This is a genomic window from Limosilactobacillus mucosae (assembly GCF_046939755.1).
In the GTDB taxonomy this organism is placed as follows: domain Bacteria; phylum Bacillota; class Bacilli; order Lactobacillales; family Lactobacillaceae; genus Limosilactobacillus; species Limosilactobacillus mucosae_A.
Map to the genome: position 1 here is coordinate 17,701 of NZ_JBKZAY010000017.1, position 17,079 is coordinate 34,779.

The 17,079-nt window shown below is 46.7% G+C and carries 18 protein-coding genes; all 18 read right to left on the reverse strand.

Features of this window, described 5'->3' with window-relative positions; genetic code table 11:
• Positions 1–5: 5 nt before the first annotated feature.
• A complete protein-coding gene (locus tag ACLUWI_RS06765; RefSeq protein ID WP_412146689.1) occupies positions 6–665 on the reverse strand; it encodes a histidine phosphatase family protein in 660 nt (219 codons plus the stop codon).
• Between the two features lie 181 nt (positions 666–846).
• Complete coding sequence (mnmA, locus tag ACLUWI_RS06770; RefSeq protein WP_412146690.1) at positions 847–1,980, reverse strand: tRNA 2-thiouridine(34) synthase MnmA; 1,134 nt, start codon at positions 1,978–1,980, stop codon at positions 847–849.
• 111 nt (positions 1,981–2,091) lie between these two features.
• A complete protein-coding gene (locus ACLUWI_RS06775; RefSeq protein WP_006499714.1) occupies positions 2,092–2,436 on the reverse strand; it encodes a cysteine desulfurase in 345 nt (114 codons plus the stop codon).
• Positions 2,437–2,446: 10 nt separating this feature from the next.
• Positions 2,447–3,142, reverse strand: a complete 696-nt coding sequence (locus ACLUWI_RS06780; protein ID WP_412146691.1) for a 5'-methylthioadenosine/adenosylhomocysteine nucleosidase — start codon at positions 3,140–3,142, stop codon at positions 2,447–2,449.
• Between the two features lie 16 nt (positions 3,143–3,158).
• The gene (locus tag ACLUWI_RS06785; RefSeq protein WP_412146692.1) at positions 3,159–3,428 is read right to left on the reverse strand and encodes a hypothetical protein; all 270 of its coding nucleotides are present in this window, start codon (positions 3,426–3,428) and stop codon (positions 3,159–3,161) included.
• Positions 3,409–3,993 (reverse strand): NUDIX hydrolase, encoded by a 585-nt coding sequence (locus ACLUWI_RS06790; protein WP_412146693.1) that lies wholly within the window; start codon positions 3,991–3,993, stop codon positions 3,409–3,411. The genes ACLUWI_RS06785 and ACLUWI_RS06790 overlap by 20 nt, the downstream gene beginning before the upstream one ends.
• Before the next feature lie 15 nt (positions 3,994–4,008).
• On the reverse strand, positions 4,009–4,218 hold the full coding sequence (locus tag ACLUWI_RS06795; RefSeq protein ID WP_412146694.1) for a cold-shock protein: 210 nt from the start codon (positions 4,216–4,218) through the stop codon (positions 4,009–4,011).
• 121 nt (positions 4,219–4,339) lie between these two features.
• Positions 4,340–7,135 (reverse strand): isoleucine--tRNA ligase, encoded by a 2,796-nt coding sequence (ileS, locus tag ACLUWI_RS06800; RefSeq protein WP_412146695.1) that lies wholly within the window; start codon positions 7,133–7,135, stop codon positions 4,340–4,342.
• A 299-nt stretch (positions 7,136–7,434) separates the two neighbouring features.
• Entirely contained in the window at positions 7,435–8,148 is a 714-nt protein-coding gene (locus tag ACLUWI_RS06805; RefSeq protein WP_412146696.1) for a DivIVA domain-containing protein, read from the reverse strand.
• Positions 8,149–8,164: 16 nt separating this feature from the next.
• Positions 8,165–8,953, reverse strand: coding sequence for an RNA-binding protein (locus ACLUWI_RS06810; protein WP_412146697.1), 789 nt, complete (start codon positions 8,951–8,953; stop codon positions 8,165–8,167).
• A gap of 10 nt (positions 8,954–8,963) precedes the next feature.
• Positions 8,964–9,233, reverse strand: coding sequence for a YggT family protein (locus tag ACLUWI_RS06815; protein WP_412146698.1), 270 nt, complete (start codon positions 9,231–9,233; stop codon positions 8,964–8,966).
• An 8-nt stretch (positions 9,234–9,241) separates the two neighbouring features.
• On the reverse strand, positions 9,242–9,679 hold the full coding sequence (locus tag ACLUWI_RS06820) for a cell division protein SepF (RefSeq protein ID WP_412146699.1): 438 nt from the start codon (positions 9,677–9,679) through the stop codon (positions 9,242–9,244).
• Positions 9,680–9,757: 78 nt separating this feature from the next.
• A complete protein-coding gene (gene ftsZ, locus ACLUWI_RS06825; protein ID WP_412146700.1) occupies positions 9,758–11,089 on the reverse strand; it encodes a cell division protein FtsZ in 1,332 nt (443 codons plus the stop codon).
• 36 nt (positions 11,090–11,125) lie between these two features.
• The gene (gene ftsA, locus ACLUWI_RS06830) at positions 11,126–12,508 is read right to left on the reverse strand and encodes a cell division protein FtsA (RefSeq protein WP_412146701.1); all 1,383 of its coding nucleotides are present in this window, start codon (positions 12,506–12,508) and stop codon (positions 11,126–11,128) included.
• A 135-nt stretch (positions 12,509–12,643) separates the two neighbouring features.
• Positions 12,644–13,495 (reverse strand): cell division protein FtsQ/DivIB, encoded by an 852-nt coding sequence (locus tag ACLUWI_RS06835; RefSeq protein ID WP_412146702.1) that lies wholly within the window; start codon positions 13,493–13,495, stop codon positions 12,644–12,646.
• A gap of 12 nt (positions 13,496–13,507) precedes the next feature.
• A complete protein-coding gene (gene murG / locus ACLUWI_RS06840; RefSeq protein WP_412146703.1) occupies positions 13,508–14,614 on the reverse strand; it encodes an undecaprenyldiphospho-muramoylpentapeptide beta-N-acetylglucosaminyltransferase in 1,107 nt (368 codons plus the stop codon).
• Positions 14,614–15,990, reverse strand: a complete 1,377-nt coding sequence (gene murD / locus ACLUWI_RS06845; RefSeq protein WP_412146704.1) for a UDP-N-acetylmuramoyl-L-alanine--D-glutamate ligase — start codon at positions 15,988–15,990, stop codon at positions 14,614–14,616. The genes murG and murD overlap by 1 nt, the downstream gene beginning before the upstream one ends.
• A gap of 126 nt (positions 15,991–16,116) precedes the next feature.
• Positions 16,117–17,076: a phospho-N-acetylmuramoyl-pentapeptide-transferase gene (gene mraY / locus ACLUWI_RS06850; RefSeq protein ID WP_412146705.1), complete on the reverse strand. Its 960-nt coding sequence runs from the start codon at positions 17,074–17,076 to the stop codon at positions 16,117–16,119.
• Positions 17,077–17,079 lie beyond the last annotated feature (3 nt).

The following is a 17,079-nucleotide window of genomic DNA, read 5'->3' on the forward strand; positions in this document are numbered from 1 at the left end:
CCCCATTAAATCGTATCAGTCGGATCTAGATGTTCTTTATGCAGATAGGTGGTATCGTTCCATTTTTCCAATTCAAAATGCTCAGCATCATCGGTTCTCAAAATAGTAGTCGACGTATTGCTAAGTCCGCCGCGATCCTTTAGATGGGCCATTGGAACTGCAAGCAAACCATTGATGGCGGCATTTAAAGCGGCCCCATGGGAAACGATCAGTAGATTTTGATCACCTGGATAGCAGCGTGCGTATTCTTTAACAGCCTGACCAACCCGAGTAATTACCTCAGGAAAACTCTCGCTTTGCACGATCGAGGCATCATAGCGATCGGGATGATGCCGAAAACTGTCCAAAACTGCGGGCCACTTTTCAGCAACGGCACTGAAATGCATTCCCTCCATCAGTCCCAAGTCAAATTCGCGCAACCGACTGTCAATCGTAAACGGCACCGTCTGCTCTAGATTATCAAGCAGCGTCATTGCCGTAACGCGGGCTCGCCTAAGCGGACTGGCATAAGCATGGGCAAAAACGGTGTTAGTTAATGATTTTGCTAACAACTCAATTTCTTGATAACTGCTTTTTAAAAGTGGTGAATCACCATGGGCACCCTGATAGCGCGATTGGAGGTTCCACTGAGTCTTACCATGTCTGATAAAATAGATCCTTGTCATTTTTCTCTTCCAAATATCTGCCTTTTTTGATGTGTCTGCTTATATGATACCAAAAATAACTGGGAGATAACTAATATTTATCATTATAAATATATAAATAAAGATATTCATTAAAATGCTCAATGATATCAAAAAGCCGCTCGCAGTTGCCTGCAAGCGACTTTGTCAAAAACAGTCTTGATTAGACGTATTGAAGCTGATGATCATGATTGTAGGCACGATCGATAATTGCACTGCCCAGGCATTCTTGACCGTCATAGAAAACTACGGCTTGACCTGGCGTAATTGCTCGTGCCGGCTCATCAAACTCGACCGTTACCATCTGATCATCATCGCTGATCGTTACCGTAACGCCCTCATCGATCTGACGATAGCGGAACTTGGCCGTACAGTGGAAATGACGGCCATAGCGACTGACCACGTCATCAACCCAGTGAATGTCGCTGGCTTCCAGATGGGTAGCGTAAAGATGCTCATTTTCATAGCCTTGACCAACGTAAAGCACGTTTTTGGTAATATCCTTGCCAATTACAAACCAAGGCTCATTACTTTCCTTATTGCCGCCAAGACCCAAGCCGCGTCGCTGACCAATCGTGTAGTACATCAGACCGGCATGCTGCCCAACTATCTTGCCATCAACGGTTTCCATATTGCCAGGCTGTGCTGGCAGATACTGGCTCAAAAATTCACGGAAATGCCCATCTTCCCCGATAAAGCAGATTCCTACCGAGTCTTTTTTATCAGCAACCGCCAGCCCTGCTTCCTTGGCAATCTCACGCACCTGCTTTTTGGTGTAGCCAGCCAACGGGAACAAAACGTGATCCAACTGAGCATGATCCAACTGACTCAAGAAATAGGTCTGATCTTTATGAGGATCGGCAGCCCGCATCAAATGCATATTGCCATCAGCGTCTGCTTTCAAATCAGCATAGTGACCAGTTGCAACGTACTCGGCACCCAACTGATGGGCATATTCTATAAAAGCCTTGAATTTGATCTCTTTGTTGCAGATGACGTCGGGATTAGGCGTACGGCCCTTTTTGTATTCTGCAATGAAATACTTAAAGACCCGGTCCCAATATTCCTTTTCAAAGTTTACCGAATAATATGGAATTCCAATCTGCGTGGCAACCTTAGCTACGTCCTTATAGTCCTCGGTTGCGGTACAGACGCCGTTTTCATCAGTGTCATCCCAATTCTTCATAAAGACGCCCACGACATCATAGCCTTGCCGTTTCAGCAAAAGCGCCGTGACTGAGGAGTCAACGCCGCCACTCATGCCAACGACAACGCGAGTCTTAGAGTTGTCTGTCATTTTATCACCATCATTTTCAATAGATTCTGGAACAATCTACGAGTGAAGGTCGCGTGTTCACAGTGCTTTTCATTGTAACAAAGACACGCCCGGTTTGACCAGTAAAAAACATTATTGCCGATCAAAGATATGCCGCTCCACCATTTCATTCAAAATAAAATGATACTGCGTCGTCAATTCATCAGCGCGGGGATGCTTAAAAATATTGACTTCACGAAAGCCATTAGTATTGACGGTTTCCATTTTAAAGCCCGTCATTTCGGGATTGATGCGAATCTTCAAACGAGCAACCGGTTTGAACGGATTTTGCCGATCCAGGCTGCCCAAGTAGGTGTAGACCCCCCGCGCCGACTGTTCGAACCCTAAATCAAGCAGTGTATATTTTTTTATTTCCGGACTGATTGAATATGTGTCAGTATCACCAGGAAGCTTTAGCTTAGAAACAAATTCAGCCATCCTATCCCTCCTAAGCGTTTAAATCGCTAAACAGCTGCAAAAGCATCTTAGCTGAGCGCTTACCGGCATCGATAATAAACTCATCAAACGAGACGCCGGCTTTTTCATCACCAGTATCAGACATTGCCCGCACGACTACGTAGGGAAGCTTATGGTCGCAGGCTACCTGTCCCACGGCAGCACCTTCCATTTCAGCAGACAGAGCATCTGGGAAGTGCTGCTTGATCTTGGCAATCGCAGCTTGACTGGCAACAAATTGATCACCTGAAACGATCAGACCACGCTTGACGTTCAAGCCAGTCTTTTCCCCTGCTGTCATCAAGGCACTGCCCCATTGCTGCGAGGCTTTAAAACGAGGCGTTTTTTGTGGCAACTGGCCGTATTCATAGCCAAACGCAGTCGCATCGACATCATGGTAAGCTGTCTCTGAAGAAACCACCACATCACCAACATGCAGGCCTTCGCCAATGCCGCCAGCCGAACCAGAGTTGATAATGACATCAACGGCAAAGTCTACTGCCAAATGCTCCGCTGTAATCGCAGCCTCAACCTTGCCAATTCCAGATTCAACCAGTACGACGTCTTGACCATCAATCTGACCGGCAAAGTACTCTTTATCGCCCAGCGTCTTGGTCTGACCATTTTTTAGAGCTGCTTTTAGTTCCTTGATCTCCTCTTGCATCGCACAAATAATTCCAAACTTCATTAAAATCTTCCTTCCATCAACCTACAAAAAACAAAATTAGATAGACGATGATAATCGCCAGACTAAGTCCTAGAATTGCCCAATTTAGTCGGCGCTTCAAGCGAGCGGTCTTTTCTTCAGCCAACAGCTGCGCCTGAGCCTTTTTTACCGTTTGACGCGGCTGCAGCGGCTCTGGCTCACTGATATTATCAAGTGGCGGTTCAGTGTTCTCCTGGTGCTGCTGTTTTTGCCATTCACGGTACTGCTGACGCGTCATCTTTTCTGGATCAATCTGCTGATTTTTCATTATTATCCTTTAATTTCTGAGCCATTGTCTGAGCCTGCCAATAATAAACCGCTACGATCGTCTTGGAGTCTTGAATTTCGCCATTGGCAATCATCTGTAAGGCCTCATCAAGACTGAAGCGATAGAGCTTAATATCTTCATCTTGATCCTGCGGCAGGGCATGTTCAACTGGTTTAAGGCCTTTAGCTAGATAAAGCGTCAAGAATTCATCGCAAAAGCCAACGGAACTGTAAAATGAAGTAATCTTGGTCAATTCATCGGCTTTAAGGCGCGTTTCCTCGTTCAGCTCACGAACTGCTGCGTGTCTTGCATCGCCTTGATCACGCTCATCCAGCTTGCCGGCCGGAATTTCCCAGGTAATATTCTGCACTGGGGCTCGCCACTGCTTTTCTAAAATCATCTTCTGATCATCATCAATTACCAACAAAGCGATTGCAGGAGCATGACGAACGATTTCGCGCGTGGCAGTATTTCCCTGCGGCGTTTTAACGTGCTGAAGCTCAACATCGACTACATGGCCTTTGAAGACCGTCTGCCGATCAATCGTTTTTTCTTCTAGATCCATTGTCGTCCCCCATTTCTAAAAACTATCCAATGGTCGAACATGAGCGGCTTGGGGCCCTTTTCTTCCCTGTACGACGACTAAGGAAACCTGCTGTCCGGGCTTTAATTCACGGTGGCCGCTGCCTTCAATACCATTAAAGTGAACAAAGACGTCTGGCTCGTTTTCAACCTCGATAAAGCCCCAGCCTTTTTGGGCATCAAAATTTTTCACGCGTCCTTTTAGCAATTTTTTCACCTGCCATTTCACTGCAAAATAAAAATGCATCAAACAGTTAAATGCTGCTTGATACATTTTACACCGTTTATTGAGCCTTGTCTTTAATGGGTCAATAAAGGTTCGCTTAAGATTATTTTTCCAAGCCAGTGGCAACCGTTTCAGGGAAGTTTTCCCGCACCAGCTTTGCACAGCGCGCACAAAGCATTGGGTAGGCGGGATCGCTGCCAACGTCTTCTTTGACCATCCGGCAACGTTGGCAAGTCTCGCCATCAGCTACGGCAACCTTAACGGCAACGTTATCATTGAACTTCTCAGCATCTGCTGGCGCTTGGTCTACATCATGAACGTGCAGTGCCGAAACCCCGAACAGCAGACCGGCATCTGCATTCATGCTGTCTAAGAGGGCTTTTTGGCTGTCAGTCAGGTACAGATCAGCCTGAGCTTCCAGTGACTTACCAATCAGTTTAGCATCACGTGCTTCTTCCAAGGCCTTCAAAACATGAGAGCGAATCTCCATAAAGTCGTCCCACTTGCTCAGCAGGTCTTCTTCATTGGCGTAGGTCCGTGGTTCAGGAATTTCAGTCAGTTGAACGAATTCTTCTGGTTCATCCATGTATTCCCAAACTTCTTCGGTCGTGTGTGGCAGAATTGGCGTCAGCAGCTTAACCAGCGTTACCAAAATGTCGTAAAAGACCGTCTGCATTGAACGACGCGCATGAGAATCCTTGGCTTCGACGTACAAGACGTCCTTGGCTACGTTCATGTAGAATGCTGACAGATCGTTGTTGACAAAGTTGATCAGCTTCTTGTAAGCCGTCATAAAGTCATATTCATCAAACAGATCGCGCATTTCCTTTAAGAAGCGGTTCAGCTTAACGACCATGTATTGGTCAACGCTTTCCAGCTTTTCATAGGAAACCGTGTCATCGTTGGCGTCAAAGTCAGCCGTGTTGGCCAAAAGGAAGCGGAAAGTATTGCGCAGCTTCCGGTAGGCATCTGAGATCTGCTTGAACGTATCCATTGAGACCCGCACATCAGCTGAAGTATCGGCACTCATTACCCAAAGACGGATAATTTCGGCCCCCATCTGCTTAACGACCTTGTTTGGATCGATAACGTTACCGATCGATTTGGACATCTTCTTGCCATCTTTGTCCAGCGTAAAGCCTTGCGACACGATGGACTTGTATGGGGCATGACCAGAAAGCACGACGCTGCAGATCAGACTGGAGTTGAACCAACCTCGGTATTGGTCGGAACCTTCCAGATACATGTCGCATGGATAAGTCAGGTAGTCACGCTCAGCCAAAACGCCTTGGTGACTGGAGCCAGAGTCGAACCAAACGTCCATGATGTCGGTTTCTTTCTTAAACTGACCATGTGGTGAATGTTCGCTGGTAAAGCCTTCTGGCAGCAGGTCTTTGGCATCGCGTTCAAACCAAACGTTGGAGCCATATTCACGGAACAGGTCGGAAACATGGTTGATCGTTTCCTCAGTCATGATTGGCGTACCGTCTTCAGCATAGAAGATTGGCAATGGTACGCCCCAGACCCGTTGACGCGAGATAACCCAGTCGCCACGATCCTTGAGCATGTTGTGCAGTCGAACCTTGCCCCAACTTGGGTAGTACTTAACTTCATCAACGGCATTCAAGATTTCATCGCGCATCTTGTCAATCGAGACGAACCATTGATCAGTAGCTCGGAAGACGATTGGCTTTTTGGTCCGCCAGTCAAATGGATAGCTGTGCTTCAGCGGTTCCTGCTTCAAAAGCGCGTTATGCTGCTTCAAAAGATCCAACGAAATGTCATCTGCATCTTGGTAGAAGACGCCATCAAACTCAGGACCATTTTCAGCAGTCAAGACACCTTGATCGTTCATTGGCGCAAAGATTGGCAGGCCATACTTCTTACCTACTTGGTAGTCATCATCACCATAGCCAGGCGCAGTATGAACCAGCCCTGTCCCCGCTTCAAGCGTAACATGATCCCCGTTGACGACCAGCATTTCCTTGTCGTTGTATGGGTGCTTGCTGGTCATGCGATCCATGTCCTGACCAGACAGCCGATCAACGATTTCATATTCGTCCCAGCCGAACTTTTCTGCACACTTGGCAACCAGCTCATCGGCAATTACGAACTTGCGATCATCATTGGCTGGCTTAACCACGGCATAGATAATCTTAGGGTTGACGGCAACGGCTTCAGAAGCTGGAATCGTCCAAGGCGTAGTCGTCCAGCCAACCAGATAGGTATCGTTGTCCAAGCGTCCCTTGCCATCAATGACCTGTTCACAGAAGTAAGCCGTCTTGGCTACTACATCATGATATTCAACTTCGGCTTCTGCCAATGCTGATTCAGACGACCATGACCAATAGACTGGCTTTTTGGCTTGATATAACAGCCCCTTCTTGGCAAAAGCACCAAAGACTTTGATCTGCTGTGCTTCGAACTCTTTAGCCAGCGTCAGGTATGGATTGTCCCATTCACCCGAAACTCCCAGCCGCTTAAAGTCGGTCCGCTGCTTGTCAACTTGTTCCAAAGCAAACTTGCGGCACAAATCCCGAAATTCAGTCGTGCTCATCTGCTTGCGATCATAGCCCATCTTGGTCAGCTGATGCTCAATTGGCAGGCCGTGCGTATCCCAGCCTGGTACGTATGGAGCCCGAAAGCCAGCCATTGACTTGTAGCGAACGATGAAGTCTTTTGAAATCTTGTTCATGGCATGGCCAATGTGAATGTTCCCATTAGCGTATGGAGGGCCATCGTGAAGAATGAAAGTTGGCTTGCCCTGATTCAATTTTTGCCGCTGTTCGTAGACTTTGTTGTCTTCCCACAGTTTTTCGCGTTGTGCTTCGGTTTCCGGCAAGCGTCCACGCATAGGGAACTTAGTCTTGCCGATGTTCAAAGTGTCTTTGACCCGCATCTGCGAATTCCTCCTTGTCAATTCTCTAAACTTAAAAATCGCGTCCAAACGACAAAACGCTCCATCCGCAATGGGACGAAGCGTTTTCGTGGTACCACCCAAGTTCAAATCAGTTGTCTGATTCCTTAAGTCATTTGGTAACGGCAATGGGCCGGCCAATGCTACTGAGTTCGCATTGACGTTCAGAGATGATAGCTACCCAGGCCTTAATTGCCAACCTCTCACCACTTGTTGGCTCGCTGAAATACGACACTGGGGGCGTGGTTCTCCTCAACAGTTTGTTCGCGATTATATATCAACTAGTGTGCTGTGCTGTCAGGAAAGATAACAACCGTTTCACCATCGTTTTTAGCAACTGGCTTGGCAGAAGCTTTTTGATCCTGCTTTGGTGCTTGACTTTCCTGCGACTCTTCAGCAGCTGGTTGATCAATTGCTTGTGATTCTACACTGTTTGTCGAATGATTGTCAAGACTGCTTCCCAAAATCTTTTGAATTTCGTCATATCTGCTCAGATCATCATTAGCCAGCAGCTCATCCCAATCCTTGCTCTTAACGACTTCCAGCTGTGATTCCAGCATTACTTGCAGCCGCTGTCTGAAAATCCGCGTCTGTTTTTTAAGATCATTGGTTTCTGTAGTCAGTTTCCGTGTTTCATCGGCACTGTTTTCAACAACCTGATTTGCCTTGGCATTGGCTTCTGAAACGATATCGGTTGCCTGTTTTTGGGCTTCCCGAATCATAATTTCAGCTTCGCGCTTGGCATTGTTCTTAACCTTGTCAGCAGCTTCTTGAGCAACCAAGATCGACTTGTTTAAGGAATCCTTTAAGTCCGTGAAGTATTTCAGTTTTTCTTCATTAGCCTTAATGGTTTCCGTTAGTTCATGATTCTTAGCCTGCAGTGACTGAAATTCACTAGCCACCTGACGCAGAAAGTCATTGACCTCGCTGGGATTATATCCCCGCATTTTATTGTCAAACTGCTTTTTGCTGATTTCTTCAACGGTTAACGTCATTTGCTTTTCCTCCAAACTAAGCATGCACCACTGACATGGCGACGCGAATCTTATTTTTTCTTGTAGTTCCTTGAATCTCATCAATTCGAATTCGGCCTGCATGCCGCACCGAAAGCAGATCATGAGCAACCAACGGGTAATCGGGACGCGTCTCAGTCTCCCAGTTTACTCGCGCGTCGCCATGTTCAATCAGCTGCTTGGCACGGTTGCGTGAATAGTTAAAGCCGGCCGCAATCACAGCATCCAGACGCATCGATGAAACCGTATCAGTCATGGCTTCCCAATCTTCTTGCGGCGTCACGATCATTTCCGGTTCGACTGGCTTCATTTTAACGTGGATCTTGCCAATTTGACCAACCTGCTGCCGCAGATAGTCGGTTAGACCACAACTGGCCACCACCTGCCAGCGCATTCCCTCATTGAGCACATCGCCAAATGAGGAGCGCGCCAAGCCAGTGCCAATCAATGTCCCCAAGATCTGCCGATGATGCAGCTCGGTAAATTTAGTTGGATAGTCGATTTCAATCAGCCGCAGTTCAAAATCAGCCAGCTGCGGCTCATAATAGCTGGGATAAAACAAGACCCGCTGCATCTCGGCATGCGCCCAGCCACCATTGGCCCGCATTTTAACATCATCACGACGATTGGTCAGTGTTTGAGCGATATAGACCTGGCGCGGATTCAAAAAATCAGTCAAAATCGGCCGGTACTGATCAGCAGCCATATTCAGCCAGTCCTCAACCTTAGCAATCAAAGGCGCTTCATCAGGACGAAAATGCTGCTTAATGTTTTCTTCATCCGTCATTTTCCTGCTCCTAATAGCCTATCATTCTGGTCAGCATAATAATGCCATACTGCACCAGATAAAGCACGAATACGGCCACCACCGGCGCAAAACTGATTCCTCCCAGTGGCGGAATGTGTTCGTCAAAAAAGCTCAGATAAGGCTGAACCAGCTTAGTGATTAATTCGCCTAAACGGCTCTGCATTGCACCCGGAAACCAGGTTAAAAGACACCAGACAACAATCAGTAAAATGTAGGCATCAATAATTTTATTAATCAGCCATGCAAGATAAGCAACCATATTTCTCCTTAAAGTCGTTCACTGTTATTTGAATTAAAATCACCAGCCAGCTTGCCAGCAACATCAACGTCTCGTGGCACACACAAAAAGATCTGCTCACCAATCCGTTTAATTTCACCATCAATCGCATAGATGGCTCCATTTAAAAAGTCAACAACCTTATTGGCGGCCTTGTTGTCCATTTGAGTGAAATTAACGATAACGGCATGATGACTCAGCAGCTCATCAACGATTTCCTTGGCCTCACCATACAACCGCGGCTCAAACAGCGTAATTTTACCGTTTTCAGCAGGCGCGCTCTTGGCCGTGGAGTGCGCACGGTCAATTGGCACTACCTTATTATTGGCAGGTGCAATCGGAGTTGTTGGTGCAACTGGCTGTGGTTCATAACTTTCTGTTTCCGATTCGGAGCCGATTCCAAAAAAATTATTTAAAAAATTAGCCATTTTTGCTCCTCCTTTAATAATTCTGAGCTGAAGATACAGCAAAAGGGAGCGCCTTTATTAGCTCCCCCAAATCACTAATTAATCATGACGACGATTCTTAAAGAATGGCGGCATCGTCAGATTATCATCGTCTTGGTCGTCAGATGCGGCAACATCCCCATGAAAGACATTAAATTCTGGCTTTTTGACGTGATTAAATTCATCATTTTGTTCACGCGTATCGGTTAAATGGGTGCCAGCGGTTGGATCATCCCAACCAGCAAATGGATCTTGAGAAGCTGCTCGCTCACTCCGTTGATTTTCAGCTGGACGTTCTTCGGCAGATTGTTCAGTAGGCTTGCTTTCAACCGGCTTGGTCTCTGGTTCGACACGGGCAGCGCGCTGCTCACTGGCAGCTGGCGTGCTTACTGGGCGAACAGCGGCTGCTTGTTGGCGCTGCTGCTTGGCTTTATCGATTCCAGTAGCAATAACCGTTACACGAACTTCATCGCCAAGCGTGTCATCCATAGCCATCCCAAAGGCAATGTCAACATTGGTATTGGCGGCTTGACTAATGACGTTAGAAGCTTCTTGAGCCTCAAACATTGACAGATTCTTGCCACCAGTAATGTTCATCAAGACGTGTTCGGCACCATCAATTGATACTTCAAGCAGCGGTGAAGAAATAGCCTTCTTCGTGGCCTCGGCAGCCCGATTTTCGCCTGTCGAAGAACCAATTCCCATCAATGCAGAGCCCTGGTTTTCCATCGTATGGCGAATGTCGGCAAAGTCCAGGTTAATGTAGCCAGGATTGGTAATCAGATCGGAAATCCCTTCTACACCTTGGCGCAAAACGTTATCAGCTTCTTTAAAGGCTTCCATCATCGGCGTCTTCTTGTCGATCATTTCCAACAGTCGATTATTGGCAACAACAATCAGCGTATCAACGTTTTGTTTTAATTTTTCAAGTCCTTCACTGGCCAATTTAGCACGACGCTGACCTTCAAAGGTAAACGGACGCGTAACGACACCAACCGTCAGCGCACCAGAGTCCTTGGCAATCTTGGCGACGACTGGAGCAGCACCAGTCCCGGTACCACCACCCATGCCGGCAGTTACGAATACCATATCAGCACCTTCAAGGGCTTTTGAAATTTCAGACTCGCTTTCTTGAGCAGCCTTGGAGCCGACTTCCGGATTAGAGCCGGCACCCAGTCCTTTGGTCAGCTTGGGGCCTAATTGAATCTTGGTTTGTGCATGTGAGGCATCCAGTGCCTGCAGGTCAGTGTTGGCAACGATAAAATCAACGCCGGACACTTTATCGTTGATCATTTGATTAACTGCGTTGCCGCCACCGCCGCCGACACCGATAACCTTGATCTTCGCACCTTCTAATTGCATTTGGTCAGTTTCATTAGTTACATTGTCCATTCGTTGGTTCCTCCGTCACTTTAAAAGTTAGTCTAATTAGTCAAAGAAGTTCTCAAAGAAGCGCTTAAAGCCACCCTTGCTCTTAGGCTTTTTGACAGGCTTTTCTGGCGTCATTGGCTCTTCTTTTGCTTGCTGAGGTTCTGACGAGGCATCAGGCATCGTCGTTTTTTGATATGACTGTTGATAGTAGCTGCGAGCCGTTTCCAGCTTGCGTGGCTGCTCGGATTGATGAGGGCTCATAATCAAGGCACCTTGCTGAACTGTTTGCTTCAGCAGACGATCGATATCATTTAGGTGATCCTCGTACATTCCCAAGGCAATTGCCAGCGCAAAGCCAGGATGCCGAACTCCCATCTGTTCGGGAACAAAAGTCTTCACATTGGTCGTAAAGTATTCTTTGGCCAATTCGACCACACCAGGCAAGGCCGTCACCCCGCCAAGTAAAATCACGCCGCCAGGCAGATTAGGCGCATGCACCTCTTTTAAACGATTACTGATACGTTGGAAAATCTGCCGAATCCGCGCCTCGATAATTTCTGCCAGATATTTTTCTGAATATTCGACTGGCTGATTTTGGCCAACGACATCGACTGCCAACTGCACGCTCTCATCAGCCATGCGACTATCGGCATAGCCATGATCCCGCTTTAGGCGCTCGGCATTGCGCATCGAGGTGTTTAACACCGTCGAGATATCGCGCGTTACCAATTGACCACCTTCAGGATCAACATAGACAAATTTCAGCTGATGATCATGAATGATGCTAGCCGTAGTCTGACCACCACCCATGTCGACAACCAGCGTGCCAAAGTCCTGCTCGCCATCGTTGAGAAGGTTAAAGCCAGTGGCAATCGGCGAGACAACCAGATCTTGAATCTGCAGTCCAGCTTGTTCAACAGCCTTCTTAGTGTTGTGAACGATCGTCTTTGGACCGGTATAAAGGGTAGCTGCCAATTCCAAGCGAACGCCAACCATTCCCCGCGGATCTTTAATTCCCTTAAAGCCATCGACCGTAAATTCTTGCGGAACCAGGTCAATGATCTCGCGTTCGGGTGGCAGATTCTGCGTCAGCGTTGACTGAGCAACATCGATTACGTCTTGATTGACGATCTCACGCGACTGACCTTGACTGGCGATCGTAATCATGCCATGAACGTGACCCATTTGCAGATAGTTGGCTGGTAGAGCAACGACGACCTTTTTGATGTCAATACCTGACTTGGCCGCAGCTTCAGCAACTGCTTTTGAAATTGCCTGCGCTGTTTTGTCAATATCGACGATCACGCCACGATTCAGCCCAGCAGATGGTTGAACGCCAGTGCCTACGACTTTTAATTGTCCTTTTACGTTTTCGCATACCAATACTTTAATTAAAGTGGTTCCGATATCTAAGCCTACGTAGACTTGTGAATTTTCCATCTGCTTGGAACCCTCCTGTTTTCTAAAATTCAACCCGGATTCAGATTGTAGCCATAAACTGTACTAAATTTTACCACACTTAATACGATACAAAAAAGGTCCAAACCATGTTTATTTGGCGCTTGATCAATGAACCTACTCATCTTGGGCGCCATATGAGTACGAGAAAGCCCCATATTGCAGATCAACTACGCCGTTTGCCTTCATTTTAGAGGCAATGGAAGGATAATAGCGCATTTTTTGATTAAGATTATCAGAACGAACCAAAATCTCATTGCCATCATTCATATAGATACGCAAGCGCTTAGCATCTGATGTCGTTGGTGCAAAGGTTACTTCTGAGATGCCATCCCGGATTGCGGGGGGAAGCTGACCAATCTGACGAGCCGTCTGCTGCATGATCTTTTTATGATGCTCAAAACCGGCATAGCGGACAAAATTGGAGATTGAGCGATTCTTGACCGGCGTTAATCGGCCATTGCCAATCAGCAGCTGATTGATTCCATTATGCTCAATAACACCAATAATTGGATATTCAGCAACCTTGATTCTGATCGACTGCGGTCCAGTTAGGCTGACTTTGAGTGATTTAACTTGGGGATTGGCTTTTTTGGCCGTCCGTTCAAGCTTTTTTTGCTGAATCAAGACTCGCCAGATCAACGCTCCCTTTTTAATCTGGGTAGCTGATTCTACGTTAGTGGCTGACAGATCCTGATTACCAGTTACTTGGATGCTTTTAATCTTGCTTAAAGGAGAAACGATATACAACGCGAGCAGCATAATAATTAAAAAAGGAATCAAGATACTGAGTACACGCCGTGAGTTATCAACGCGCTGTGCACGTTTGATGCCCACGACACGACTCCCAATGCCTTGTTTTTGATAGCGACGACGACGATCAAAAGCCGCGGCGCTCTGCGCTTCTAATTTTGCCAAACGTCGTGCATATCGCTGATGCTCTTGATTTCGTTCTTCGTCGCTTTTCATGTTTTTCCCCCTTTATTTTTGGTGATCAGCAATCGCCTTATGCAGAATCTTAATCAAGCGATCAGCTGCATCTGGACGCCCCATCTTTTTTGAAGCCTGTGCCATCTGATCACGAGCAGCTTGATCTTCCATCAGACGATCAGCTTGTACCAGCAGTGAGCGACCATCAAGCTGATCTTCGGTAATCATGGCTGCGGCACCGTTTTTAACCAGTGCCATGGCATTTTTAACTTGGTGGTTAGCCGTTACGTAAGGACTGGGAATCAAAATCGTTGGAATACCCAGCGCCGTAATCTCAGCAATCGTGGTTGCACCAGCTCTTGAGACCAAGCAGGCAACTTTAGGCATTTTAGCCGGCATGTCTTCAATATAAGGAACGATCTTGATGTTTGACCCGACCTTAACGTCTTTGAGCGCCTCTTTAACCTGATCGTAGCGCTTTTGACCTGTGGCAAAAACGACCTGATAATCGCGTTTGCTGAATTCGGGAATGGCCTGGACAACACTGGCATTGATCTTAGGTGCTCCTTGGCTTCCCCCAAAAATCATCAGAACCGGCTTATCATCGCTTAATCCATAGCTGGTCCAGGAAAAATCAGAATCTGCATTAGCAGCTGCCTGCTGCGCACGTGGATTGCCACACATCGTAACCTTGGCTGCTGGAAACTGATCTTTGGCAGCATCAAAGGCAATGGCAATTTCATCAACGTAATGGCTTAAAAATTTATTGGTAATACCCACAACACTATTTTGTTCATGGATAACCGTTGGCACGTGCAGTTTGGCTGCCGCGTACAAAACGGCGCCACTGACATAGCCGCCCGTTCCTAAAACCACGTCCGGCTTAAATTTCTTAATAATTTTTTTGGCATCGTGAACGGCTTTCAAAAATAAATATGCCGTCTTAAAGTTTTCCAAAGACAATGAACGCTTAAAGCCTTGCGTATGCAAAACCTTTAGTTCAAGTCCTGCTGCTGGAACGATTTTATTTTCCAGACCGCGATCAGTACCGACATATAAGACCTGTGTATCTGGCTCCACTTGCTTTAGACGCTCAATCAACGCCAATGCAGGATAGATATGGCCACCGGTACCGCCACCGGATACGATGATTCTCATTAGTTCTGCTCCTTTTGTCCAGTCAGTTCTTCAACCGCCTTGATGAATTCGTCGCCGCGTACTTCAAAACTTGGGAACTGATCCCAGCTGGCGTTGGCTGGCGAAAGTAAGATGACGTCACCCGGCTCGCTAAGTTTCCAAGCTTCTGGAACCGCCGTAACGGCATTTTCGGCTTCAACGATTTTGGCAATGCCGGCCTGTTCAGCGGCATCCTTCATCTGCTGCTTGCATTCACCAAAGACGATAATTGCCTTAACATGTTTCTTGAAATATGGTACCAGACGCTCAAACGTATAGCCACGATCCAAGCCACCAGCAAGCAGAATCACCGGCTGCTCAAAGCCCTGCAGTGCAACTTCAGTGGCTTCGATATCCGTCGACTTGGAATCGTTATAGAAACGCCGCCCTTGATAGTCCATTACATACTGCAGACGGTGACGTACCCCAGAAAAAGTTGTCAGTACGGCAACGATATCCGCATTAGAAACACCACTCAGCTTAGCAGCGGCAATTGCTGCCAGTGCATTTTCAACATTTTGCGGTCCAATCAGGCGAATATCCTTAGCTGCCATAATTGCTTCATCCCGCCAATAAATCATGCCATCTTGCTCATAGGCTCCCGCATGGCTCTTGTTAAGCCGTGAAAAAGGAATAATCGTTGCATTGGAGCGCCGAGCAATTGCCTGCCATTCATCGCGATCCCAGTTGATGATCAGGTAGTCATCCTTGGTTTGGTTGCGCGTGATGTTGAGCTTAGCATTGATATAGTTTTCCCGATTTTTATGATAGTCGAGGTGATTGGCAAAAATATTGGTAATAACGGCAATATGTGGGTGAATCGTTGGTGCTCCCAGCAGCTGGAAACTGGACAGCTCAGCAACGATCGTATCATCAGCTCCCATCTTTTCAGCGGTCTTGCTGAATGACACGCCAATGTTGCCAGCATAAGCGGTCTGGTGCGGATTGCTCTTGGCAATCATTTTTTCAATCAAGGTCGTGGTCGTAGTCTTTCCATTGCTGCCCGTAACAGCGATCAGATGACCCGCAAAAATCTCGCTGGCTAGTTCAGCTTCAGTAATGATCGGCGTTTTTTTGGCCATAAATTTTTGAACCAGCGGCACATCATAAGGGATACCAGGATTTTTGACGACGACGGCAAAGTCCTCATCAGCCAGCCATAAAGGATTTTCACCCGTAATCACTTCAATACCGTCTGCCTTAAGATCAGCTACGACCGCCGGATCATCAGGCGTTTTTTGATCATTGGCGACCACCTTGGCTCCCAGTTTGACCAACAGATGTGCGGCATTAATGCCACTGATTCCAAACCCCAATACTAATACCTTTTTGCCTTGATACTTCGTTACTTGTCGCACGAAAATTCACCTCGTATTTTCATCAATTATAAGAGCAAAAATTATTTTACCTAGTCTTTATCAGCATAAACAATCATAGACCACCTATGCTGATTTATATTTAAAATTATCGTTAAAACCAGCTGGCTATTCAAACAGCATGATCGTACCAATCGTCAGAATCGAGAACAACAGCGTAACGCTCCAAAAGACGATATCGATCTTCCATTCACTCCAGCCCTTCATTTCAAAACTGTGGTGAATCGGCGTCATCGGAAAGATTCGATGACCAGTCGTCTTAAAGGCTGCTACCTGCAGAATTACACTCAAGGTCTCAGCAACATAGACGATTCCGATAAACAAAAGCGACCATTCATGATGAAGAAGCAGCGCAACTGCAGCCAATGATCCCCCAATTGCCAGGGAACCCATATCACCCATGAAAATTTTAGCGGGTTTGTGATTATAAGGGAAAAAGCCGGTCAAAGCCCCCACCATTGCCAGACAGAACAGAGCAACCTCATATTGACGCTGCATAATTGCCAAGAACAGGTAAGCTAAAAAGGATACGATGCCGCAGCCAGTTACCAGACCATCCAGTCCATCCGTCAGATTTACGGCATTGGAGAAGCCAACCATCCAGAAAATAATAAACAGGCCATAAAACCAGCCGATCTGTGAGCTGCCAAATCCCATTTGAAACCCTTCATGCTGATAGATAACTGTAAAGATCATGGCAGCAACAATTTGGCAAAGCGCTTTTTGCCACGGCTTAAAGCCCTCATTTTGATGATTAAAGATTTTGATCGAGTCATCCCACATACCAATCAATCCATAGACCACCAAAACAAACAGCAGGGCCCACATCGTATTGGTCAATAATCCTTGCCAAGCCGCAATCCACAAGCAGGTTACCAAAGCAGCAATGATAAACAAAAGTCCACCCATTGTCGGGGTCCCAGCTTTTTTTGCATGCCAGGTCGGACCTTCCTCACGAATCTGCTGTCCTTCCTTTTTGGCCCGGAAATAGCGAATCAAAGACGGCATCAGCAAAAAAGTAATTAAAAACGAGCTGAGCAGCGTCAAAATGACAACTAATATACTCATAAT